This window comes from Streptomyces sp. NPDC052043 (genome assembly GCF_044548235.1).
In the GTDB taxonomy this organism is placed as follows: domain Bacteria; phylum Actinomycetota; class Actinomycetes; order Streptomycetales; family Streptomycetaceae; genus Streptomyces.
Map to the genome: position 1 here is coordinate 266,575 of NZ_JBIUBT010000007.1, position 22,976 is coordinate 289,550.

14 protein-coding genes and 1 pseudogene are annotated in these 22,976 nt (G+C 72.4%); 5 read left to right on the forward strand and 10 right to left on the reverse strand.

All coding sequences use genetic code 11. From position 1 onward, the window contains the following. Positions 1–27 precede the first annotated feature (27 nt). From ACIHCX_RS19850 to ACIHCX_RS19860, 3 genes are all read right to left on the reverse strand, one after another. Entirely contained in the window at positions 28–1,374 is a 1,347-nt protein-coding gene (locus ACIHCX_RS19850; protein WP_400031110.1) for an MFS transporter, read from the reverse strand. Positions 1,375–1,460: 86 nt separating this feature from the next. Next, the gene (locus tag ACIHCX_RS19855) at positions 1,461–3,071 is read right to left on the reverse strand and encodes a hydantoinase B/oxoprolinase family protein (RefSeq protein ID WP_400031112.1); all 1,611 of its coding nucleotides are present in this window, start codon (positions 3,069–3,071) and stop codon (positions 1,461–1,463) included. Between the two features lie 3 nt (positions 3,072–3,074). Further along, entirely contained in the window at positions 3,075–5,084 is a 2,010-nt protein-coding gene (locus ACIHCX_RS19860; RefSeq protein WP_400031114.1) for a hydantoinase/oxoprolinase family protein, read from the reverse strand. A gap of 181 nt (positions 5,085–5,265) precedes the next feature. Between ACIHCX_RS19860 and ACIHCX_RS19865 the strand changes: the two genes are divergently transcribed. Next, the gene (locus ACIHCX_RS19865; RefSeq protein ID WP_400031116.1) at positions 5,266–7,092 is read left to right on the forward strand and encodes an ABC transporter substrate-binding protein; all 1,827 of its coding nucleotides are present in this window, start codon (positions 5,266–5,268) and stop codon (positions 7,090–7,092) included. Between the two features lie 99 nt (positions 7,093–7,191). Here the strand turns inward: ACIHCX_RS19865 and ACIHCX_RS19870 are convergent, their stop codons facing one another. From ACIHCX_RS19870 to ACIHCX_RS19880, 3 genes and pseudogenes are all read right to left on the reverse strand, one after another. Beyond that, complete coding sequence (locus tag ACIHCX_RS19870; protein ID WP_400031118.1) at positions 7,192–7,974, reverse strand: D-Ala-D-Ala carboxypeptidase family metallohydrolase; 783 nt, start codon at positions 7,972–7,974, stop codon at positions 7,192–7,194. A gap of 77 nt (positions 7,975–8,051) precedes the next feature. Continuing rightward, complete coding sequence (locus ACIHCX_RS19875; protein ID WP_400031358.1) at positions 8,052–8,435, reverse strand: peptidoglycan-binding protein; 384 nt, start codon at positions 8,433–8,435, stop codon at positions 8,052–8,054. 45 nt (positions 8,436–8,480) lie between these two features. Beyond that, positions 8,481–9,362: pseudogene (locus tag ACIHCX_RS19880) on the reverse strand (lysozyme); the annotation flags it as partial. A gap of 423 nt (positions 9,363–9,785) precedes the next feature. On the opposite strand from ACIHCX_RS19880, the gene ACIHCX_RS19885 reads away from it, so the two are divergent. Continuing rightward, positions 9,786–10,862: a ParB-like protein gene (locus tag ACIHCX_RS19885; protein ID WP_400031120.1), complete on the forward strand. Its 1,077-nt coding sequence runs from the start codon at positions 9,786–9,788 to the stop codon at positions 10,860–10,862. Positions 10,863–10,954: 92 nt separating this feature from the next. On the opposite strand, the gene ACIHCX_RS19890 is transcribed toward ACIHCX_RS19885, so the two are convergent. Further along, positions 10,955–12,586, reverse strand: coding sequence for a CehA/McbA family metallohydrolase (locus ACIHCX_RS19890; RefSeq protein WP_400031122.1), 1,632 nt, complete (start codon positions 12,584–12,586; stop codon positions 10,955–10,957). A 249-nt stretch (positions 12,587–12,835) separates the two neighbouring features. Continuing rightward, complete coding sequence (locus ACIHCX_RS19895) at positions 12,836–14,728, reverse strand: CocE/NonD family hydrolase (protein WP_400031124.1); 1,893 nt, start codon at positions 14,726–14,728, stop codon at positions 12,836–12,838. A gap of 774 nt (positions 14,729–15,502) precedes the next feature. Between ACIHCX_RS19895 and ACIHCX_RS19900 the strand changes: the two genes are divergently transcribed. The 3 genes from ACIHCX_RS19900 to ACIHCX_RS19910 all read left to right on the forward strand — a co-directional run bounded on the left by ACIHCX_RS19900 (position 15,503) and on the right by ACIHCX_RS19910 (position 20,146). Continuing rightward, a complete protein-coding gene (locus ACIHCX_RS19900) occupies positions 15,503–16,726 on the forward strand; it encodes an RNA-guided endonuclease InsQ/TnpB family protein (RefSeq protein WP_400031360.1) in 1,224 nt (407 codons plus the stop codon). A 315-nt stretch (positions 16,727–17,041) separates the two neighbouring features. Continuing rightward, complete coding sequence (locus ACIHCX_RS19905) at positions 17,042–17,269, forward strand: hypothetical protein (RefSeq protein WP_400031126.1); 228 nt, start codon at positions 17,042–17,044, stop codon at positions 17,267–17,269. Between the two features lie 162 nt (positions 17,270–17,431). Next, positions 17,432–20,146: an ATP-binding protein gene (locus ACIHCX_RS19910; RefSeq protein ID WP_400031128.1), complete on the forward strand. Its 2,715-nt coding sequence runs from the start codon at positions 17,432–17,434 to the stop codon at positions 20,144–20,146. 25 nt (positions 20,147–20,171) lie between these two features. Here the strand turns inward: ACIHCX_RS19910 and ACIHCX_RS19915 are convergent, their stop codons facing one another. Both ACIHCX_RS19915 and ACIHCX_RS19920 read right to left on the reverse strand, forming a co-directional pair. After that, on the reverse strand, positions 20,172–20,810 hold the full coding sequence (locus tag ACIHCX_RS19915; RefSeq protein ID WP_400031130.1) for a response regulator: 639 nt from the start codon (positions 20,808–20,810) through the stop codon (positions 20,172–20,174). Further along, a complete protein-coding gene (locus ACIHCX_RS19920; RefSeq protein WP_400031132.1) occupies positions 20,807–22,849 on the reverse strand; it encodes a sensor histidine kinase in 2,043 nt (680 codons plus the stop codon). Before ACIHCX_RS19920 ends, ACIHCX_RS19915 begins: the two co-directional genes overlap by 4 nt. Positions 22,850–22,976: the final 127 nt, after the last annotated feature.

Below are 22,976 nucleotides of genomic sequence, written 5' to 3' on the forward strand. Positions count from 1 at the left end.
CGCGGAAGCGGTGAGTTCAGGACGGGGTCAGGGGACGGAGACGGATGCCCCGGTTTGTGGCACCCCGTGCGGGGGGCCGTCCTCGGGGCGGCGCGGCAGCGCCAGGCACGACGCGGTCATTCCCAGGGCGACGACCGCGGTGAGGACGGCCACCGGCGTCGTGGAGCCGCTGCGGTCGAGCAGGTAGGTGGAGACGCTGGGGGCGATGCCGCCGATGGAGCCGGCGATGCCGTAGGTGAGGGAGGCGCCCGTGTAGCGGACCTCGGGGCGGAACAGCAGGGAGATCTCGGCGGCGAGGACGCCGTAGCCCGCTCCGACGAAGGCCATGCTCACCGCGACCCCGAGGTACAGCAGCGTCGCGTCCCGGGTGCCCACGAGGGCGAAGGCGGGCCATGCCCAGACCAGCAGACCCGCGGCGGAGGCGGCCGCGATCTTCCGTGCGCTGAAGCGGGGTGCCAGGAAGGCGCCGACGAGGACGAAGGCTCCCTCGCTGATCGCCGCCACCAGGTTGGCGGGCAGGGTGATGGAGGTGCTCATCCCGAGCGTTCCGGTGGCGTAGACGAGCGTGAACGTGGTGAGCAGGTAGTAGGTGACGAAGACGCCGGCGAACGCGCCGACACCGACGAGGACCCGCTTCCAGTCCTGGCGCAGCACCGCGACCACGGGGATGCGCCGCGCGGGCTCCGGGGACGTGTGGGCCGCCGTGAAGTCCGGCGACTCGTGGATCTTCGTGCGGATGACCAGGCCGACGGGGATGAGCAGGACGGAGGCGAGGAAGGGCACGCGCCAGCCCCAGCTGTGCAGCCAGGCGTCGGAGCCCGCGGTGACGGCCAGGAAGACGAGGGTGGCGAGGATCAGGCCCAGCGGGGAGCCGAGTTGGGCGAAGGCGCCGAAGAGGGTCTTGCGGCGGGGTGCGGCGTGCTCGATGCCGATCAGGGCGGCGCCGCCCCATTCGCCGCCGACGGCCATGCCCTGCACGATGCGCAGGAGCAGCAGCAGGAGGGGAGCGGTGACACCGGCGGTCTCGTACGACGGCAGCAGACCGACCGCGACGGTCGCGCCGCCCATCAGCAGCAGCGTGAGGACGAGGGTGCGCTTGCGTCCCGCGCGGTCGCCGAGGTGACCGAAGAGAACGGCGCCGAGGGGACGGGCGAGGAAGCCGGCTCCGAAGGTGGCCAGCGAGAGCAACGTTCCTACCAGCGGCGGGAGTTCGGGGAAGAACACGTGGTTGAAGACGAGTGCGGACGCGGTTCCGTAGATGAAGAAGTCGTACCACTCGATCGTGGTGCCGATGATCTGGGCGGACGCGAGCCGTGTCGTGGAGAGGGCGGGCGCGGATCTGAGGGCGGGGACCGGGGTGGTGCCTTGACGCATGGAGTGCTCCTGACGGGGAGGAGGGGCAGGCAGCGGAGGTGAAGGCAGGGGTGCGGGGCCGCGGCCGGGTCGTCGCCGCGGGGGTTTCAGCCGGAGGGACGCTCGGCCGCGTCCGACGGCGCTCCGTGGCCGCCTCCGCCACCGGTGACGACGCTGACGCGGTCGCCGGCCCGGAGCCTGTCGTGGAAGACCACGGGGAGGCGTTCGACGGAGCCGTCGGCGCGGGTGACGGTGAAGGAGCCCGGCCGGCCGCCGCCCCCGCCGTCCAGGCCGGGCGCGCCGGCGCGGTGCCGGTCGGCGTACCCGGCGATGTCGACGCCGTCGGCGACGGCCTCGTAGGTGCGCCGGATGCCCAGGCCGCCGCGGTGCTCGCCGGTGCCGCCGGAGTCGTCGTGGAGCGCGTACTCGACGACCCGGAAGTGCGAGTAGTCGGACTCCAGGGCCTCCACGGGCGCGTTCGCGCAGTTGGAGATCGGGTTGTCGAGGGCGTCGGCGCCCTCGTGCGCGGCGCAGGCGCCCCAGCCGCCGCCGAGGATCTCCAGGACGACCTGGTAGGTGCCGGTGCCGCGGTCGAGATGGCTGACGGTGAAGGCCGTCGTGGTGTCGAAACCGGTCGCGGCGGATCGTTCGGGGACCTGCCGTCCCAGGGCCTGGACGACCGCGTTGAAGACGCGGCTGGCGGGGGTGAGGCGGCTGCGGACGGCGGCGGGCGGGCGCGGGTTCAGGATGCTGCCGAACGGCGCGTGCACGGTGATGGGCCGGTTGCAGCCCTCGTTGAAGGGGATGTCCGGCTCGTCGAGCAGGCAGCGCACGGCGCTGATGGCCGAGGAGACCGTGGAGGCGAGGGGACAGTTGACGTTGCCCTCCACTTGGTCGCCGGTGCCCGTGAAATCGAGGTGGAGTTCGTCGCCGGCCACGGTGATCCGGACGCGGATCTCCACCGTCGCGGCGTCCCACGGTGTGGCATCGAGGGTCTGCACGGACTCGTAGACGCCGTCGGGGATGCGGCCGAGCGCGGCCCGGGTGCGTCGCTCCGCGTAGTCCTTGAGGTCGTCCATGGCCGCGAGGCAGTCGGTGGTGCCGAACCGGGCGGCGGCCTCCTTGAGGCGGTGGGCGGCGGTGCGGTTGGCGGCGAACTGCGCGTTGAGGTCGCCGACGACGAGGTCGGGCACGCGGACGTTGGCCCGCACCATCTCCTCGACGAAGCCGCCGCGGCCCCAGTCGCGGGAGACGGAGAAGCGGCTGAGGGGCAGCCGCAGGCCCTCCTGGTAGACCTCGGTCGCGGTGGCGTTGAGGCCGGGGCTGCCGCCGCCGATGTCGACGTGGTGTGCGACGCTCGCGGCGAACGCCACCAGCCGCCCGTCGGTGAAGACGGGGGTGAACAGGTAGATGTCCTGGAGGTGCTGGCCGCCGTTGAACGGGTCGTTCATCAGCAGCGCGTCGTCCTCGGTGAGCGTGGTCAGGTCGACGGCGTCGGCCAGGCCCCGGATCGCGAACGAGATGCCCGCGGTCATGATCGGGATGCACTCGGCCTGGTCGATGACCTCGCCGCGGGCGTCGGTGAGCGCCACCGAGTAGTCGCGGGCCTCCCGGACGATCGACGAGAACGCCGCCCGGCGCAGGTCGGTGGCCATCTCACGGGTGATGGAGGAGAACGCGGCCTGGATCAGACCGAGACGGGACGCGTCGAGGGGCATGGGTCAGCTCCTGGTGAGGACGAGGTTGGTGGCCGGGTCGACGGTGGCGGTCCAGCCGCTGGGCACGTACGTCGTGGAGGACTCGTCGGTGATCACGGCGGGTCCGGCCAGTTCGGTGCCGGCGGGCAGCGCGGTCCGCGGCACGGTCACGGCGGTGCGGGGCCTGCCGTTCTCCAGGACGACGCCCTCGTGGCGCGGGCCGTCGGGGCGGTGCTCGACGGTGGGCAGTGCCATCGTGGGGCGCGGCCGGCTGACGCTCAGCCGGAGGGTCACGACCTGGACGGGGGCGGTGGGGTCCGCGTGTCCGAAGCGCTGGGCGTGCAGCGCGTGGAAGGCCGCGACGAGCCGCTCGGCGAGGCCCGCCTCCGCCGGGGCGGGCAGCGGCACCGACAGTTCGAAGCCCTGTCCCGCGTAGCGCATGTCCACGGTCCAGGTGTCGAGCGCGGTGCCGGCGTCGACACCCTGACCGGCCAGTTCGCGGTGGGCCTCGCCGGTGACGGAGGACATCGCCTCCCGCAGGCGGGTGTCGTCCAGGGTGTCCGCGGCGACGAGGACGGTGCGGGCGAACTCGCGGCGGAATCCGGACGCCAGGAGCCCATAGGCGGAGGCGAGTCCCGAGTGCGGGGCGATCACCACGCGCCGCATGCCCAGTTCGTCGGCGACGCCCGCCGCGTGCACCGGGCCGGCGCCCCCGTAGGCGAGCAGTGTCAGCCCGCGCGGATCCTGACCGCGTTCCACGGAGGCGACCCGGATGGCTCCGGCCATGGCGACGTTGGCCAGTTGGTGGGCCGACCAGGCGGCCTCGCCGACCGTGCCGCCGAGCCTGTCGGCGAGCGGTTCGAACACGGCCTCGGCGGCGGCCAGGTCGAGCGGGAAGCGGCCGGCCAGCCGCGGACGGGGGCCGAGCAGCCCGAGGACGGCGTTGGCGTCGGTGACCGTGGGCGCCTGCCCGCCGCGTCCGTAGCAGGCGGGTCCCGGGCTGGCTCCCGCGCTGCGCGGGCCGACGGTGAGCAGGCCACCGCTGTCGACGCCGACGATGCTGCCGCCGCCGGCGCCGACGGTCGTGATGTCGACCATGGGCACGCGCACCGGCAGCCCGTCCACGGAGACCTCCGGGGTGAGCTGCGGGCTGCCGCCCACGACGAGGGCGACGTCCGTGCTGGTGCCGCCCATGTCCATGGTGACGACGTCGCCGAGTCCGGCGGACTCGGCGACGGCGACGGCGGCGCTGACCCCGGCGGCGGGCCCGGACAGGAGCATCGTCACGGGCCGGGCGGTGACCACGGGCACCGGCACGGCGCCGCCGTTGGACTGCATCACCTGAAGCCCCGCGATACCGCGTCGGGCGGCCTCGTCGGCCAGCCGGGACAGGTACCCGGCGACCGCGGGCCGGACGAAGGCGTCGATCACGGTGGTGCTGGTGCGCTCGTACTCGCGGAACTCGCGGGCCACTTCGCAGGACAGGGACACCGGGAGGTCGGGCGCGAGCGAGGCGATCAGCTCGGCCACCCGCCGCTCGTGCGCGGGGTTGCCGTACGAGTGCAGCAGGCACACCGCGACCGCGGTGACGTCCCGGGCGAGCAGCTCCTTCACCGAGCGCAGCACGCTCTCCTCGTCCAGCGCGCGGGAGACCGCTCCCGACGCCGTGACCCGCTCGTCGACCTCCTGGACCAGCTCGCGCGGCACCAGCGGCGCGGGCTTGACGTAGCGCAGGTCGTACATCCGGTCGCGGTCCTGGCGCTGGAGCGTGAGCAGGTCTCGGAAGCCCCGGGTGACGAGGAGCCCCAGTCGCGGGCCGCGGCGTTCGAGGAGGGCGTTGGTCGCCACCGTGCTGCCGTGCAACAGTGTCGCGCCCTCGCGCAGCCCGGCCGGCAGCCCGTCGATCGCCTCGATCACCGCGCGCGACGGGTCCTGCGGTGTGGAGAAGACCTTCGAGGTCGCCCGCAGCGCACCGTCGTCGTCGAGGACGACAAGGTCGGTGAAGGTGCCACCACATTCGACACCGATACGCATGAGACCCCTTTCGCTGACTCCCTGTGACGGCCCGATATCGAATCCGGCCTTGAAATGTGACGTTGCCATGGCCGACGATGCGCCGTAATACGTCGTTCTCCCCATGGACGTGCAGGCATGTCGGTGCTGGTCAGCCCTGGTGGGGAAGGGGCGGATCCATGGGGGAGAGGGAGGTGCGGGCATGGTGTTCGACCGGGCGGGGCAGCCCGGTGGCGTGGCCGAAAGCGGGCAGTGTGCGGGTCCCGGGGTGGCGCGCTTCGACGTGTCCGGCGGCTATGAACGCCTCGATGTGCACGGGTGCGACCTCGTGACGCATCCACGGGTGAGGCGCTGGGCGGAGCTGATGCCCGCCCTGCGCCGGCCCGCCGTCTCCTTCGTGTGGATCACCGAGGACGGCGTGTGGGCCCATGTCGATCTGGCGGTGCCGCCGACCGCCGAAGGACAGCAGGTCACCGTGACGGCGGCGGTACGCACCGGCGAGCCGCCCTACGGCCTGACCGCCCGGGAACTCGACGTGCTCACGCTGCTCGCGGGCGGACTCACGAACACCTCCGTCGGGCACTACCTGGGCACCAGCCCGCGCACGGTCGGCAAGCAGGTGGAGGCGCTCCTGGACAAACTGGGCCAGCCGAGCCGCAGCGCGGCGGCCGCGTTCGCCGTGGACAGCGGGCTCGTCCGGCTTCCGGTGCCCGGCGGCTGCGCGGAACTGTCCGCGTTGGGGGTGGGCATGCTCGACGCACTCGCGCGCGGCGGTACCAGGCCGCCCCGGTTCGCGGGCTCTCCGCGCCGCGGTTCCCGGCTCTTCGCCCCCCGCCCCCTGACCGTGGGCCTCATGGCCCCGCTGCTCGGTGCCTACGGCGCCGACGGGGAGGAACTGCGCAGGGGCGCCGAACTGGCCGTCACCGAACTGAACGTGCGCGGAGGGGTGGCGGGACGGCCCCTGGAGCTGGCCACGTTCCCCCTGGACAACCAGGACGCCGCCTCGGTCGACGCGGCCTTCCGGGCGGCGGGCGCCGCTGAACCGGCCGCGCTGGTCGGCTCGTACCTCCTGGTCGACGAGCGCCACAGCTACGAGCGCGCCGCCGAGTACGGCATCCCCTACCTCAACGTCGGCAGCAGCGATCTCCAGGCGTCCTGGGTGCACACCGAGCCGTCCGTCTTCGGCAACGTCTTCCAGGCCGGTCCCCGGCGCAGCAACTACGTGCGCGGCTTCCTGCGGTTCGCCTCGCACGCCCGTGCGCGCGGGTTGTGGCGGCCGCCGCACCGCACCATCGGGGTGGTCGAACCGGAGGACGCGGACAGCGAGATCCTGCCGGCCCAGGGCGCCGATCTGGTCGAGGCGGCGGGCTGGCGCGTGGAGTTCCGCATCAGGACCAGGCCACCGTACGACGACTGGTCCGAGGTCCTGCGTCAGCTGCGCCGCGTCTGCCCGGCGGCCCTGCTGCTCGGCAACCATCCGCCGACCGCGACGGCCGCGTTCCAGCGCGCCTTCGTCAGGGACCCCTCGCCCACCCTTGTCTACAACGTGTACACGCCGTCCGTGCCCGCCTACGTCAGCGCGGCGGGCGAAGCCGCCGAGGGCGTCGTCTGGGCCAGCGTCACCGGACGGTACGGGGACGCCCGGGGAGCCGCCTTCGCCCGGAACTACGCGCGGCTGCACGGGAGCGCGCCGGGCCACGGCCTGGCGGGCGCGGGCTACGACCAAGTGCAGGTCCTGGCCAGGGCCTGGAGCACGGTGACGCGTCCGGGCAGCTCGGCCGAGACGGTCGCCGCACTGCGCAGCGTCGTGCACCGCGGAGTCAACGGCGCCTACTTCCTCGGGGCGCCGGGCCAGACGAACGCGGCCTACCCGGACGAGAACCCGGATCCGTCGCTGGCCCAGGCGCCGCTGGTCTACCAGGTGCAGGACGGCATCAGCCGAGCGGTCCATCCGGCCCCGTACGCGGAGGCGGTGTTCCGGCTGCCGCCGTGGCTGGCCGGGGATCCGTGCGGTCGGACCGTCCGCTGACCGGCTTCGGCGACCATCACGCCGTGCGGGGCGGGGGACGGGGCGGGCCCGTCCGTGCCCTGACGGCGCGGACGGGCCCGGTGTTCCGGAGCGGGCGGGTTACGCCACGCCGCTCTCCCACCACCAGGCGGTGGAGCCGTACGAGGGGTACTGGACGCGGCTGTCGCAGTGCTGCCACGAGTTCGTGTACGCCTCGAGGCCGGAGAAGCCGCAGGTCTCGGCGATCCGGTAGGTCTGCAGGGTGCTGTGTCCTGAGACGACGATGTCGGCGGCGACACCGTAGACGTGCATGCTGTTGGACGCGCCGCCCGACGCCGCGTTGTGCGAGATGCTGCGGAAGCCGGAGTTGATGGTGATCGGGCTGTTGCCGGACTTTGTGCGCACCGCCTCCAGCTTGTACATCAGCCGGCGGACGTTCTCCTTGACGGTCGCGGCGGCGACCTTGCCGTTGTTGAACTGGGCGCCGTCCTTGGAGTAGAACTCGCTCCAGTTGAAGTGGGCGGTCGATCCGTCGGCCTTCTCCAGGGCGTTGAGGGCGGCCTGGGTCGCCGGGCCGGCGACGCCGTCGGCGGCCAGCCCGTGGGCGGACTGGAAGCGCTGGACGGCGCCGGCCGTGGCCGGGCCGAAGGCACCGTCCCAGGCGATGTACGTCTTCGAGGCACTGGAGGCGGCGAAGCCTCCGACGCGGATCTGCAGTTCCACCACGTCGTTGCCGGAAGCGCCCTGCTGGAGGGTACGGGTCCAGCCGTAGGCGGAGGCCGTCCCCGCCGAGGCCAGGTTGGTGACGGAGGCCAGGCCGAGCGCGGCCGTCACGCCGGCCGCGCCGCGGAACAGGGTGCGGCGGTCGATGCCGCGCTGAGGGTGCTGCTGTGAGGGGGTCACGGAAGTCTCCTCTTGTCGGTGTGTGAGCGTGCTGCGGGAGAGGGGAGAAGCGAGAGTGGCCGGCGTCCTGGTGAAGGTCAGGCGACCAGGGCCTGCCAGGTGGCGGGTCCGACGATGCCGTCCACGGAGAGCTTGTGCGAGGACTGGAAGGTGCGCACCGCCGTGTCGGTGGCCGGGCCGAAGGACCCGTCCACGGTCAGCGCCGAACCGTGCGCGTTGAGCTGACTCTGCAGCGCCTTGACCGCGTCGCCGGACGCTCCCGACTGGACGGTGACGATCAGGGCCTGCCAGGTGGCGGGGCCGACGACGCCGTCCACGGCGAGGCCCTTCGAGGACTGGAAGTTGCGCACCGCGGTGTTGGTGCCCGCTCCGAAGGCCCCGTCCACGGCCAGCCCCGCACCGCGCGAGTTCAGCAGGTACTGGATGGTCTTCACCCGTTCACCGCTGGCACCCTGCTGCACGGTGGGCCAGTCGGTCGCCGGCGGCGGGTTGTAGCCCGCGTTCTTGGCGAAGTTCTGGAGGTCGGTGAGCGTGCCGTTGAAGGTGTCCTGGTCGCCGGGGAAGGTTCCGGAGTCGGCGTACTGCCAGATCGTCTGGGACGACCAGCCGGCGGGCAGCGTGCCCGGGCTGCTGGAATAGCGGGCGATCCACAGGGGGTTGGTGGCACCGAAGCTGCTGTTGTTGCCGGTGCAGGTGGTCCACCAGTCGGTGGTGGTGTAGATCGTCGGGTAGCGCCCGACCTTGGCGCGCACCTCGTTGCTGAAGTCCCGGATCCAGGTGACCATCGCGCTCTGGCTCAGCCCGTAGCAGGTGGCCCCGTAGGGGTTGTACTCGATGTCCAGGGCGGGCGGCAGCGTCTTGCCGTCGGCGCTCCAGCCGCCGCCGTGGCTCACGAAGAAGTCAGCCTGCGCGGCACCGCTCGAGTTGCCGGGCAGCGCGAAGTGGTAGGCGCCACGGATCAGCCCGACGTTGTACGCGCCGCTGTACTGCTGGGAGAAGGAGGGGCTGGTGTAGGTGGTGCCCTCGGTGGCCTTGACGTAGGCGAAGGCGGCGCCCTTGTTCTTGACGGACGTCCAGTCGACGTTGCCCTGGTAGCCGCTGACGTCGAGTCCGGCCGGGCCCGTGCTGACGGCGAGCGCGGCGGCGGCCGACAGCGATCCCGTGCCCAGGCGCTGGAGTCCGGATCCGGCGTGGTCCTGTTCCGGGTGCGTCATGCGCACCGGGGTCCCGGTGGCGGTGCCGGGGTCGCCGGCGGCCGTCGCCGAGGTGGTGCCGGGCAGGATCAGCAGGGTCAGGGCGGCCAGCAGCCCGGTCGCACGGGCGAGGGTCCGACGGGGGCCGGTACCGGTGGTGCCGGATCTGAACCGCGAGGGGGTGGCGGAAGGCATGGTGCTCCCAGAGGTGTGGAGGGACACTGCGATGCGCTGGTGCCGGGTGGCCGTGGTGGGGCCACCGACGGTCGGGGAGTGGTGCGTCGAAGCGGTGAGCGGCGGATGAGCGCCGGTCGCGGTGGGGGGCGGCGGATATGGCACGCCGTCAGATCCACGGCGCACAGCTTGGGTTGACGCGCGTAAACGTAAGGGATGTGTTGACATGCCCGCAACATCTTCGTGGTTGCGAAAAATTGAATCAGGTACGGCGGTTCCTGAGCGGCGTGCGCGGAAACCGGGCGGGACGCGCCGCGCGGACGCTCGTTGGCGGTGAATTGTTCACCTGCGGCTCGGCCGGACGTCACCGGGACGATCCAGTGCATTGGGTGATCGGCCACACGCTGACCGTCGACATTCCCGATACCGCAAGGAGCAGTTGTGATGCGCTCTGGATCTCCCTCCCGGCGGGCCTCGGCCCTCGGGGTGGCCCTCGCCGTCATCGGGGTCGGTGCCGCCGCACTGGCGCCGGCCGCCGCCGCTGCCCCCGGTGCTCCGGGCACCCGGCCGTTCTTCTGCGGCCACGACAACCGCAGCACGCCGTTCTCGCCGTACCTCTGCGCCCAGGCCGGCGACCTGCTCGACGTCCGCATCGGCGACGTGCACCCCACTCAGCCGTCGCTCGGCTACGACGAGGTGTACTACAAGCTCGGCCGCTACACCCTCGGCAAGGACGCGATCAACAAGAAGTTCGACGACTGGTGCGAGGCCGACGGCCGGACGGCCGCCGCAACCGTGTCCCCCGGCGCGGGACTCGACGACCCGTCGTCGTTCACGTGCGAACTCCCGGTCGGGGCGGAGACGGCGGACAGTGTCGCCGCCATGAAGACCGTCGTCATCGGCCCCGGTGGCGAACCGTTCCTCACCGACGGGCACCACACGCTCACCTCCTTCTACGAGACCCCCGACGGCGGCGCCGACCTGCACGTCCGGCTGCGGGTGCAGGCCAACTTGAGCAACCTGCCCCGCCAGGCCTTCTGGGACGAGATGAAGGCGCACAAGTGGGTGTACCTGCGCGACCCCGAGGGCAGGCAGGTCGCCGTGAACAAGCTGCCGACCAGTGTCGGTCTGGCCAACTTCACCGACGACAAGTACCGCAGCCTGCTCTACTTCGGCCGTGACATCGGCTACGCGCAGAACGGTCTGCCGTTCCAGGAGTTCTACTGGGGCAGCTGGGTCCGCGACACCGAGCCGATCGACCTGGCCGACTGGAACCCGAACGACCTCGCCAATTACCTGACGACCGTCAAGTCCCTGACCGAGACGATGACGGCACTGCCCGAGGACACCGTCGTCGACAGCGGCTTCACCGCGGCCGAACTCGGCGCGCTGGACCGGTGGAACGACGGCAGCGCCGTCGACAAGGGCGAGTTCGGCAAGCTGAGCAAGCCGTACTCCGACGCCAAGCCCGGCAAGCTCGCCTACACGCTGGAGTACAAGCGGCTGCACGGCCTGGGCTGAGACCGTCCGCCGGCCCACCGGCGTCCTGGGTCACCCGACCTGGTGGCGCCGGTCGGGGGCGGTCTCGCGCAGGCCGCCCCCGACCGCGGACGTCACCGGCCCTTCGGCTCCAGGAAGACCGGGTTGGTCAGGGCCGCCATCGGTCCGAACAGCAGGGCGTCGCCCATGGTGTTGCCCTGGCCGGGGGAGCCGTCGGGCATCGGGTGGCGGATCTCGGCGCGCACATAGGCGGCGAGTGAGGCGGTGGTTCGCCACACCACGGTGCCGCCGCCGGAGGCCCCGACCGACTCCTGGTGCATCTGGCCCTCGTCGGTGATGAACCGGACGGTGCCGTGGGGCACGCCTTGGACGTCGAGGCGGACGTCCACCGGGGCGTCGGCGGGCACGGTGAGCCTCTCGCCGATCCCGGCCTGCCTGCCGCCGCCGGTGGCGGTGAACGACAGCTCGATGGAGGAGGACTCGGCGATCCAGCTGCGGCCCGCGCGGATGCCGTTCATCAGCGAGTCGGTGGCGAGGTCGTCCGCGTGGACGACGTTGTGCGGCAGGCCGATCACCTGCGGCTCGCTGTGCGCGTCGCTGTTGCCCATGGCCGGGAGCCAGCGCTTTCCGGTACGGACGGCCTCACCCAGCTTCTGGTCCCAGGTGCTGACCGCGTGCTCGTCGTCGTACGTCCACGGGCCGGTCCACACCTCGGTGGCGTCGGCGTTCTCGAAACCGAACTTCCACTGGCAGGCCACGTACGCGCAGTACATGTGCGCGGGCACCACGAGGCCGTCGTTGCGGTGGACCTGACGCGCGAACCGGTCGAACGCGTCGTCGCGCGAGCGGTAGCGCCAGTCGACCCACTCACCGGCCGGAAGGCCCAGCGCGAGCCAGTGGCCGTTGCGCGTGGTGACCTCCTCGCCCGGGATGATCAGCAGGTCGGGACCGGCGTACTCGCCCCAGACCGCGTGCGAGGAGGACGTGTTGTGGTCGGTGGAGACGATGAAGTCCAGTCCGGCGGCGCGCGCGCCGGCCGCGACCTCCGCCGGCAGGCGCCGGCCGTCGGAGTGGACCGTGTGCAGATGGCAGTCCCCGCGGTACCAGGCGTGGCCGCGGCCCTTCGCCCGCCGCGGAGGGTGGTGCGGAACGAAGGCGGGACCGCGCTTGCCGTACGTGATCGTCACCTCCACCCGGTAGTTCATGCCCTGGGGCGCCACCTGGTAGGGGCCGAGGACGATGTTCCAGGTGCCCGCGTTGACCGGACCGGGCAGGTAGCCCGGCGTGGCCTCGCTGTCGCCGATCTCGAACGAGGTGCGGAAACCGCCGGACCAGCCGCGGAAGCCGCGCCCGCCGAGCGCGGTCCCGCGCTCGTCGAAGATCCCGATGTCGCACGAGTTGCCCGGGACACCCGACGGTACGGACGGACTGTCGTAGGAGTAGGAGACGGCGATCTTCCGCACCCCTCTGGGGACTTCCACCGGCAGGTGGACGAAGTCCGCGACGCCGGTCTCCAGGAAGCCGGTGAGGGTGCGGGTCTCCTCGGTGCCGTCCGCCGGTGTGCCGCCGGCCGGACCCGCGGCCGCCTGGGCGAAGGTGACCGGGGTGAGGGTGAGGGCGACCGCGCCGGCGGCTCCGGCCAGCAGCAGTCGCCGGCGTCCGAGTCCCGCACCGGCGTCGCCGGCGTCCGCGGTGTCGGGTTCCAGGGGCTTCACGTGGTGCTCGCAGTGTCCGTCAAGGCACATGTTCCGTCCTCGGCAAGCTCGATGATGGATGCGCGGAGAGCCTCTGGAGCCTCATGGGGTTCCGTGAACGACGGATGAGCCGGGCATGGCCCGTTCGGCAAGAGCCCGTGGCCGGTGTGCGCAGACGGTGTGCTGCCGCGCCCTCACCCCCTCGCGCACGTCGCGTGACGCGCGTACCCGACCCGCCGAAACGCCAACGGGGGCCCCAACCATGGTGGTTGGGGCCCCCGCCGGGTGCTGCGGTTCGGCTCAGAGGTGATTGCCAGGGGTCACCGTGAACGACGCCGGACCGGCGGGCAGGTTCACCGTGTACTGGCGCAGGTAGGTGTCCAGGAACGGGGAACGAGCGCCGGCGGTGGCGGTGTCGCGGGCCGGGTCGTCCAGGGCCAGCCTGAGCTGCGCGCCCTTGACCGCGACCGTCTGGCCGGACGGCGTGGCACGCCAGGAACCGGTCTGGATCGAGCCGATCTCCACGGCCAGGACGTGACCCGCGGCCATGGTCCAGTCGGTCGCCTTCAGATCGACGGTCATCCGGCCCGAACGCAGCAGGGAGACCTGCTCGTCGAACATGACGGCGGTGCCGTTCGGGGCGACGTCGTACAGCTTGAGCATGACGTTGCCCTCACCCTTGGCGGTCAGGGAGAGCTGCGGGGTGCCGGTGACGCGCACGGCCTGTCCGACCGGCTTCGACCACACGAAGAAGCTCGAGGTGACCTTGCCGTCCTTCTGGAGCTTCGCCAGCCCCCTGGCCAGGCCCTTCGGGGCGGTCTGCTCGGTCGCCGGCGCGTTCTCCATGTCCCACCGGCCGGACGGCTTCCCGAGCGTCTGCGGCGTCGACTCGCCGGAGGCGGCCAGGGCCGCGCGGCCCGAGGCGCCGCCGTCGTCCAGGTAGGAGCCGTTGCCGAGCGGGAGGGTGACGGACCGCTTCGCGACCGGCCAGGTGTTCTGGGAGCGCCATGCGCCGGTGGAGTCCTCGACGACGTAGGCCGGGTACTTCACCTTCGGCTTCACGCCCTTGAGGTACTCGTCGTAGAAGGACAGGGTCTCGTCGTACCAGCCCTCGCGGCCCATGGCCAGGCGCCCGTCGCCGACTCGGTCGCCGCCGCGCACGTGGTCCCACTGGCCGAGCCAGCCGCGCTCGGGGCCCACATGGTTGTCCAGGTACTCCTGCATCTCCTCGGGCTTGGTGTTGTTCTCGATGAAGCCCTGGGTGACGAACAGGGGGGTCTTGGTGCCCTTGGCCATCTTCGCCAGGTCGCGGTCGGTCCAGTGCTTGTCCCACTGGTCCGCGATCTTGTACCCGGCCGAGTTCTGCGTGAGGCACTCCGGGTGGGCCTTCTCCCACTGGGCGTTGGCCAGGTAGTGCGGGTCGTCGTCCGGCAACTGGGGAAGCGTGGCGATGTCGTTGTAGGCGTTGGCGGTGCCGGTGACGTTCGGGCGGGGCACACCGTTGGAGTAGATGTACTGGTACATGTCCCACACCGGCTCCTGGGCCACGACGGCCTTGAGGGCCTTCTGGCTCAGGTTGTTGCCGATCAGGCCCGTGACGGCGTCGTACGACTTGCCGTACATGCCGACCGCACCCGTGCTCCACGGCTGCTTCGCCGCCCAGTCGACCGCCGCCTTGACGTCGGCCTGCTCACCGGGACCGGCCCAGTCGAGGCAGCCGGTGGAGCCGCCGAAGCCGCGCAGGTCCACCATGACGAAGGCGTAACCCCGGGCGAACAGATCGGTGCCCTCGACGAAGTCCTGGAAGCGGGAGGAGGGCCCGGTGTGCGTCCAGCCCTCGGGATCGGTCTGCCCGGAGTGCCCGAAGTAGGGGCCGATCGACAGGATGACGGGCACCTTCTTGCCCGGGGCCAGTCCCTCGGGCAGCAGGACGTCGGCGTGCAGCTCGGTGTCGGATCCGTCCGAGGACGGGAAGTAGTGCTGCGTCCAGAGCGAGCCCTTCGGGACGCGGTCGTTCTCCTCATGGCTGACGGAGTCGGTCGCGGTGGCGACCGCCCCCGTCCGGGTCTGCTCGGCGGCCGGCTGGGCCGCGGCGCCGGGCACCGCGGTGGCGGGGCCGGCGAGCGCTGCGGTCAGCGCGAAGGTGGTGACGAGTGCCGAAGCGGCCGTGGCGGCCGTGCGACGTCTGTTCACTTGCTCCTCCCGGAGTGTCAGGTACGGGGCGGTGCAGGTGGTGCGGTCGAGCACGGCCCCTGACCCACCGTCAGAGCGACGAAGTGCGGTCGCGCATACGGAAAGCCGGATCGCGGGCGCGGGGCGGAGCCGTCGGCGACGGAGCCTATGATCATCATTGAATCGAGTCAACGGGGCTGCGTGTTCTGTGTGTTGCGGATGTGGCTCCGGCCGGTTCGGTCCCCGTGGGCGCGCGAAGCCGCCCGTCGACGTCGCGGCGCGCCGCCACCCGCGCGTCAGGAAGCGGAGCGCCGACGGTGACAACGAGGGGTTCGCCAGCGCCCTGCGGGCCCACCTGGACGCACACCGCGGAGTGACCGGCGGCTGGCTGGACGGATCCCCGTCTACCTGGGCTGCTTCCTCGGCGGACTGGCCGCGGCATTGCGATGGCGGTCGGTCGGCATCAGCTGGGTCAGCCGTTTGCGCGGGCGATGCGGCCGTTCGCTCGCCCTGGCTCGATCTCGGCGGGGCCGTCCTGCCGGGGGCCGCCTACGGTATCGGGGTCGTCTCCGGCCTGTTGGAGATCCAGCGGATCACCGGCCCGACGACATGGCCGGCATCACCAGCGTCTACTACGCCCTGTGCTACCGGGCTCCATTCGCAGTGCACCGGCGTTCACGCCGATGGTGCGGCGAATCCTGCGGTGGCGGCGCGGAGCGTTGCCGGATCGTTCCGGCGGAGCCGGATTCGGCTGATCCGCCTCGAGCACCGGGGGCCGGTGTTAGTGTCCGGATCGTGTGGCTTCGGTATGCCTTCCGCCTCGACCCGACACCCGGTCAGCGCATCGCGCTGGCCCGGGCGTTCGGGTGCGCGCGGGTGGTGTACAACGATGCGGTCGCGACGCGGGAACGGGCCCGGGTTGCAGGTGAACCCTTTCCCACCGCGGCGGTGCTGTCGAGAACGCTGCTCACCGAGGCGAAGAAGACCCGTGAGCGGCACTGGCTGGGCGAGGTGTCCGCGGTGGTGCTGCAGCAGGCGCTGCGGGACGTCGAGGCCGCCTACCGCATCTTCTTCGCCTCCCTCAAGGGGCAGCGCAAGGGCTCGAAGGTGGGCGCGCCTCGTTTCAAGTCGCGTAAAGACACCAGGCAGTCGATCCGACTCACAGCGAACGCCCGCTGGTCGATCACCGCCGCGGGGCGGCTGAACCTGCCGAAGATCGGCGAGGTACGGGTGAAATGGTCGCGACCTCTTCCTGCCGTCCCATCCTCGGTGACCGTGATCAAGGATGCGGTGGGCCGGTACTTCGCCTCCTTCGTCATCGACACCGACCCGGCCGCCGACGCGGCGCGCATGCCCGCAAGTGACCAGGCCGTGGGTATCGATCTGGGGCTGACCCATTTCGCGGTCCTGTCCGACGGCACGAAGATCGACTCCCCACGGTTCCTGCGCCGGGCGGAGAAGAAGCTCAAAAGGGCCCAGCGGGAGCTGTCCCGCAAGCAGAAGGGCTCGAAGAACCGGGCCAAGGCCCGCGTGAAGGTGGCCCGCGCGCACGCGCGGGTGGCCGACGCGCGCCGCGAATTCCACCACCAACTCTCCACCCAGCTGATTCGCGAAAACCAAGCGGTCGCCGTGGAGGACCTGGCGGTCAAGGCGCTGGCGCGCACCCGGCTGGCCAAGAGCGTCCACGATGCGGGCTGGTCCCAGTTCGTGGACATGCTCGCCTACAAGGCCCAGCGGTACGGGCGCACCTTCGTCAAGGTCGGCCGGTTCGAGCCCACCAGCCAGGTGTGCTCCATTTGCGGTCACCGAGATGGTCCCAAACCCCTGCACGTGCGGGAATGGACCTGCGCGGCCTGCGGCACAGTCCACGACCGGGACCACAACGCCGCAGTGAACGTCAAACAGGCCGCCGGACTGGCGGTGACAGCCTGTGGAGCGCCGGTAAGACCGGAACATGTTCCGGCACAGCGCGACGAAGCAGGAAGCCACGGAATCCGCACTGGAACCCGCGCCGCATAGCGGCACAGGCACCGGAGCGGAAGGCCAGAATCCTCGGGCTTCAGGCCGAGGAGCAAGTCAATCGGGGTTCCTGCTGCGCCCTGACCAGCCTCGCGATGATCGCCACCTCCTCCGGGCGGCCCGCCGGCGCCCTCGCCGCGCCCCCATCGCGTCCCGCCTGCACAGGCGGCGCGCCCGCCCCCGACGCGGCGCGGCCCGGCGAGGCGGTCGGCAGCCGACCGCCTCGCCGGGCCGGGACAAGGAGATGCGGGACCGCAGCGCCGCCAGGTCGAGGGGACCAGCCGCGGCGAGCGAGCCAGGCGGCAGCTCAGCGTCATGGTCCGCCGGTCCTGGAACACCACCCAGCACTACCGCAGGGCCTACGCCAGGCTCATCGACGCCTCCGGCCGCAGGCTCATCAACTACGAGCACCGGCTGATCCCGGACGCCGTCCGGCGCGCCGACACCACCGACGCTGAACGCTTTCCGGCCGGTCACATCCGGCGCACCCGGCTGGCCCTGGCGCAGCATCCCGAGCTGTCTCCGGCCGACCCGGAGACCTGACGGTACGTCAGTTCTGGGCGTGAGTACCCTCGCGCGGCCGTCCGCAACCAATTCGCATGCAACTGTGCAGTACTCGTGTGCGTTTCGCTAGGCTTCCCGCCATACCGGCAGATCAGGGGTAACGGAGTGTCGGAACGGCAGCGCACCGAGAGGACCACCATCGTGGACGGACGCGATCGGCTGGGGAAACCCCTGTACGAGCGCGAGAACGAGGTGACCGCCGCCGAGAAAGCGGTGGAGGGGATCTGCGCGGGCGAGGGGAAGGACGAAGGCAGGCGGGGCGGGCTGCTGTTCTACAGCGCTGCCGCCGGTCTGGGCAAGACGACCGTGCTGACCGAGGTCCGGCGCATGGCCGCCGCACGTGGTTGCACCGTGCTGTCCGCCCGGGGCAGCGAGCAGGAGCACACCGTTCCCTTCCACGTCGTACGCCAGTTGCTCCAGCCCGTCCTCGCCTCCTGCACTGAGGCCGAGCGGCGCGAGATCTTCGGCGGGTGGTACGAGATTGCCGGACCGGCCGTCGGCCTGTTCGCCCAGCAGACCGGCACCGCGGGACCGGACCCGCAGGGCGTGCGGGACGGCCTGGACTGGGTCGTCACCCAGGTGGCCGTGCGCCGCGCACCCGTCGTGATCGTCCTCGACGACGCCCACTGGGGCGATCTGGAGTCGCTCGCCTGGCTCGCCGCCTTCGCGGTCCGGGCGCGGGAACTCCCCGTGCTGGTCGTCGTCGGCTACCGCCCGGACGAAGTGCCCGCCGAGGCGCAGACGTTCCGCGAACTGGTCGACGGACGCGGCGCACGCCCGATCCCGCTGCATGCCCTCAGCCCGGAGGCGGTCGCCGAACTGGTGCGGGGCTCGCTCGGGGCGGGGGCCGACGACGTCTTCTGCCGCGAGTGCTGGGTGGTCACCGGCGGCAACCCCTACGAAGCCGTCGAGCTCATGGCCAGGGTTCAGGACCGCGGCCTCGCCCCGGACGCGGAGTCGGCCTCCCTGCTGGGTGAACTCGCCGCCAGCGCACGGGGTACCGGCCTGGTCAAGCGCCTGGAGAGGCTCGGCCACGCCGCGGTCCGGCTCGCCTGGGCCGCCGCGGTGCTCGGCACCGAGATCTCCGCGGAACTGGTCGCGACCGTGGCCGGACTGCCCCCGGCCGAGGCCCAGGCCGCCGTGGACCGGCTGCGCGTCGCCCGCATTCTCTCCGGCACCCGCACCCTCGAGTTCGTCCACCCGCTCATCGCCACCGCCGTGTACCAGGCCATCCCGCCGGCCACCCGCACCGCGTTGCACGGTCAGGCCGCCTGGGCGGTCGCCGACGCGGGCCTGGGCATCACCGCCGCTGCCCGTCACCTGCTCGAGACCCACCCCGAGGGCGACCCGAACACCGTCCGCCAACTGCGCGCCGCCGCACGCGAGAACCTCCGTCTGGGCGCGCCCGACGCCGCCCGGCGCTGTCTGGAACGCGCGCTGCGCGAACCCCCCGCGCCCGAGGACCGGGCGGGCGTGCTCTACGAACTCGGCTGCTCCGCCCTGCTCACCGCTCCCGCCACCACGGGCAACCACCTCACCGCTGCCCTGGATCAGCCCTTCCTGGACCCCGAGATCAGGGAGAACGCCACCTTTCGGCTGGCCCAGGTGTTCGCCCACAACGACGAACTCGCCAAGGCGGCCGCCGTCGCGGGCGCCGAGGTCGACCGGGCCCAGTCCCCCAGGGCACGACTGCGCATGCAGGTGGCGCACTACCTGTGGCTGGTCTTCGACGCGCACGAGGAGCAGGCCTCCGACCGCTCCCAGCGGCTCGCACGGCTCGCCGAGCACCTGCCCGGACAGACCGTCGAGGAGCGGGCCCTGTTGTGCATCCGCACCTGGGACGCGATGCTGCGCGGAGAGCCGGCCGCGGACACGCTGGACGTCGCCCAACGCGCCATGGGCCTGAGCTACACCGACCCGGACTGGGGCTTCGAACTGCCGAGCGTGGCCGCGCTCAGCTACATGTACGCCGACGAATGCGACCGTGCCGAGGAACTGTTCAGCTCGGCCATCGCCGAGTGCGAGCAGGTCGGCTGGAGCGGCGCCCACCTCTCCTTCGGCTTCACCCTGCTCGGCCTGGTGTGGTTCCGGCGCGGGATGCTCGTCAAGGCGGAGGAGTGCGCACGCGAGGGCGTGCGCCTGGCCGAGCGGGTGGGCGACCGGGTGCCCGCGCGGTGGTATGCCGTGGGGCTGCTGGTGGACGTCCTGCTGTCCCGGGGCCGCGTGGAGGAGGCGCTGCACGTCGCCAGGACGTACCACTTCGCGCCCCCATACCTGAACGCGGTGGTCTTCCCGGACTCCCAGACGGTCTACGGGCGGCTGCTGCTCGCCCGTGGCCTGCGCAAGGAGGCCGAAGCCCAACTCACGGCCGCCGGGGCACGGTTGGAGGCCAAGGGCATCGTCAACCCGACCTGGTGCCCCTGGGCGGGCCACCTCGCCCTCGCCGTTGCCGAGGAGGATCCGGCGCGCGCCCGCGCCCTCACGGCGAAGATGCTGCGGCGGGCGGAGCGCTACGGCACGCCCACCGCCGTCGGCGAGGCGCTGGGCTTCGGCGCGGCGGTGGCCGAGGAAGGGCAGGTGCTGCCCCTGCGGGAGCGCGCGGTGGAGATACTGCGCCGCTCGCCCAGCCGGCACGCCTACGCCGAGGCCCTGATCGACCTCGGTGTGGAGGTCGCGCGCGGCGGCGGCACGGACCGGGCGGCCGGACTTCTGGCCGAGGGGGTCGAGCTGGCGGAGGAGTGCGGTGCCGACCGGCTCGCCGAGCGGGGCCGCGCCGAGCAGGCCGGGCTGGGACTGCGGGTCAACGGGACACGTCCGCTGGCGCGGCGCGGAGCGTGCACCACGGAGCAGAGCTGAACCGGAGGGGCCAAGAGGGGAGTTCTCAGCGCAGCCGGCCCAGACCGGCGTCGCGGGCCCGGACGATGGCCTGGCTGCGCTGGGTCAGGTGCAGCTTGGCCAGGATCGTCGAGACGTTGTTCGCCACGGTCTTGCCGGACAGGTGCAGACGCCGGCCGATGTCCGCGTTGGACAGCCCGGCCGCGAGCTGGTCGAGGATGTCCCGTTCGCGGGCGGTGAGTTCGGGGAACGGGCCGTCCTGCGGCGGCGACACGAACCAGGTCCGCAGCCGGCCGGCCAGTGCCGCGCCGAAGACCGGCTGTCCGGCCGCGGCGGCGTGGATGGCGGCGACGATGTCCGCTCCGTCGGCCCCCTTGACGAGGTAGCCGAGCGCGCCGGCCTGGACGGCGGCGAAGACCGTCGCGTCGTCCTCGAACATCGTCAGGACCAGCACGGCCGCGTCCGGCACCCGGGTCCGGATCTGCCGGGTGGCCTCGATGCCGTGCAGCCCGGGCAGTTGCAGGTCCATCACGATGACGTCGGGCAGCAACTCGACGGCTCGGCGGACGGCTTCGTGGCCGTCCCCGGCCTCGCCGGCCACCTCGATGTCGCCGACGGTGTCGAGGACCGCTCGCATTCCCTGGCGTACGAGAGGGTGGTCGTCGGCGAGCAGGACTCGGATCATGGCGTCTCCGGGAGCGGGAACCAGGCGGTGACGGCTCCGCCGTCGGGACTGGGGCCGATCTGACAGCGTCCGCCCAGTTCCCCGGCGCGTTCGCGCATCGCGGTCACGCCGACGCCGGGCAGCCACGGGCCGGGGGACGTACCGTCGTCGCCCACCCGCAAGACCAACTCCCGGACGGAGGCGTCCAGGCGTACGTGGCACTGCCGACCGTCGCTGTGGCGCACCGCGTTCGTGATCGCCTCGACGGCGGTGCGGTAGGCGGCGACCTCGACCGCGGCCGGCAGGTCGGGCAGATCGCCCGCCTCGACGGTGACCCGCAGCGGCGAGCCCGCTGTGAGCCGGTCGGCCTGCGAGCGCAGGGCTCCGGCGAGCCCGAGGTCGTCCAGGCTGGGCGGGCGCAACCCGTGCACGACCTTGCGCAGGTCCGCCAGCGCCTGAGCGGCGGCCTCGCGGGCGTCGGCGATGTGGTTGTCGGCCGCGGGCGGGTCGGTCTCCAGCCGCGCGCGGGCCGCGTCCAGGGTGAGGCCGATGGCGGTGAGCACCGGACCGAGGCCGTCGTGCAGTTCACGGCGCAGCCGCCGCCGCTCCTCCTCCCGTGCGGCGACCAGGCGCTGCTGCGACCGCAGCAACTCGGCGGTGAGGGTCCGGGTGTGCAGCGCCAGACCGAGCTGACCGGCGATGTCGGACAGCAGGCCGCGGTCGCGGTCGTCGAAGTCCTCCTCGCCGCGCCGGGCCGACGCGACCAGGTAGCCCTCGATCTGGCCTTCGTACAGCAGAGGCCGCCGTTCCAGCGGTTCCACCGGCGTGCCGTGGGACGCGACGGGGGTTCCGTCGGCGCGCTCGACGGCCACGTACGGCAGCCGCAGCGCGGACGCCACCGCGTGGCCGAACGAGTCGAGCGCGTCGCCGCCCGGGACAGCGTTGAGCCGCTGCCCGAGGTCCCGCAGCGTGCGGTACGGATCCTGACGGCCGCCGTAGAAGAGGCGGTCGACCAGGTGCTGCGTGCGGTCGCGCAGCGGCACGAAGGACAGTGCCACGCCCGCCGCGGCGACCGGGGCCGCGACCTGCCGGGAGACCACGCGGGTGGCCAGCCCCGTCAGCACGGCGAAGCCGATGATCAGGGCGGCGGTGATCGCGCCGTAGACCAGGGAGCGGCGCAGGATCGTGTCGATGGACCACAGCCGGTAGCGCAGCACGGGTACGGCCAGGGTCAGGACGAACACGACCGCGTCCAGACTGTTCGTCAGCGACGGCAGTCGCTCCGTGACGGCGAGCGGGAACAGTGCCAGCGCCACGATCACGCCGACCGCCCGCCACTTCAACTGCTGACGGGCGACGCCGTCGGCCCGGGCGAACCGGACCACGACACCGATGCCCGCGATCAGGCCGAGCAGCACCACCACAGGCGCGAGGAGGGTCGCCGCGTCGGCGATCCGGCCGACCGCGCTCCCACCGGTGAGCGGGTGGGAGAGGCCGGTCACGCCGCCCCCGACGTCCCGCAGGGTCGTGCCGCCGAGCAGCCCGCCCACCATGACCAGCGCGGTGCAGGTGATGATCACCTTCTCCAGGACCGCGCTCCACCGGCCGGCCGGACGCCCGGACGGGAACCGGAGGTTGATCAGCCCCTGCGCGGCGACCGGCGCGAACGCCAGGGTTCCGGCGGTCAGCCCCCAGCGTGCCGGGACGCCGCGGTCGCCGTCCAGGACAGCCGCGTACGCCGGCGGCAGGGCCAGCACCTGCACGACGACCAGCACCGCCGCCCCGGCGAGCAGCCACCCGAACGGCAGGTCCGGACGGCGGTCGATGAGCAGGGCCCCCGCCACGCCGTACGCGATCAGCGTGACCAGTGGCTCCACCCAGGCCGGGGACCCGTCGGAGTCCGGCATCGGATGCCCCGCGGTCACCCACCACAGCAGGAAGCCCACCCCGACGAGGACGGCCGCCAGCGTCGCGGCGGCCCATCGGCTGCCGTCCCGGGTCCGGTGTCCGCGCGGAGTGTCGATACCGCGAGTATCCCGACCCGCGTCCGGCGCCGACAACGGCCGCGTTTCCCGAGTTTCCGGGAAACCTTCCCGATCCGCCCGGGAACCGGGGCGTCCCCCGCCGGACACGACCGCGCGGACTCGGGAAGGCGAGCCCTGGGCCGGGGATCCCGGCGCGCCCGAC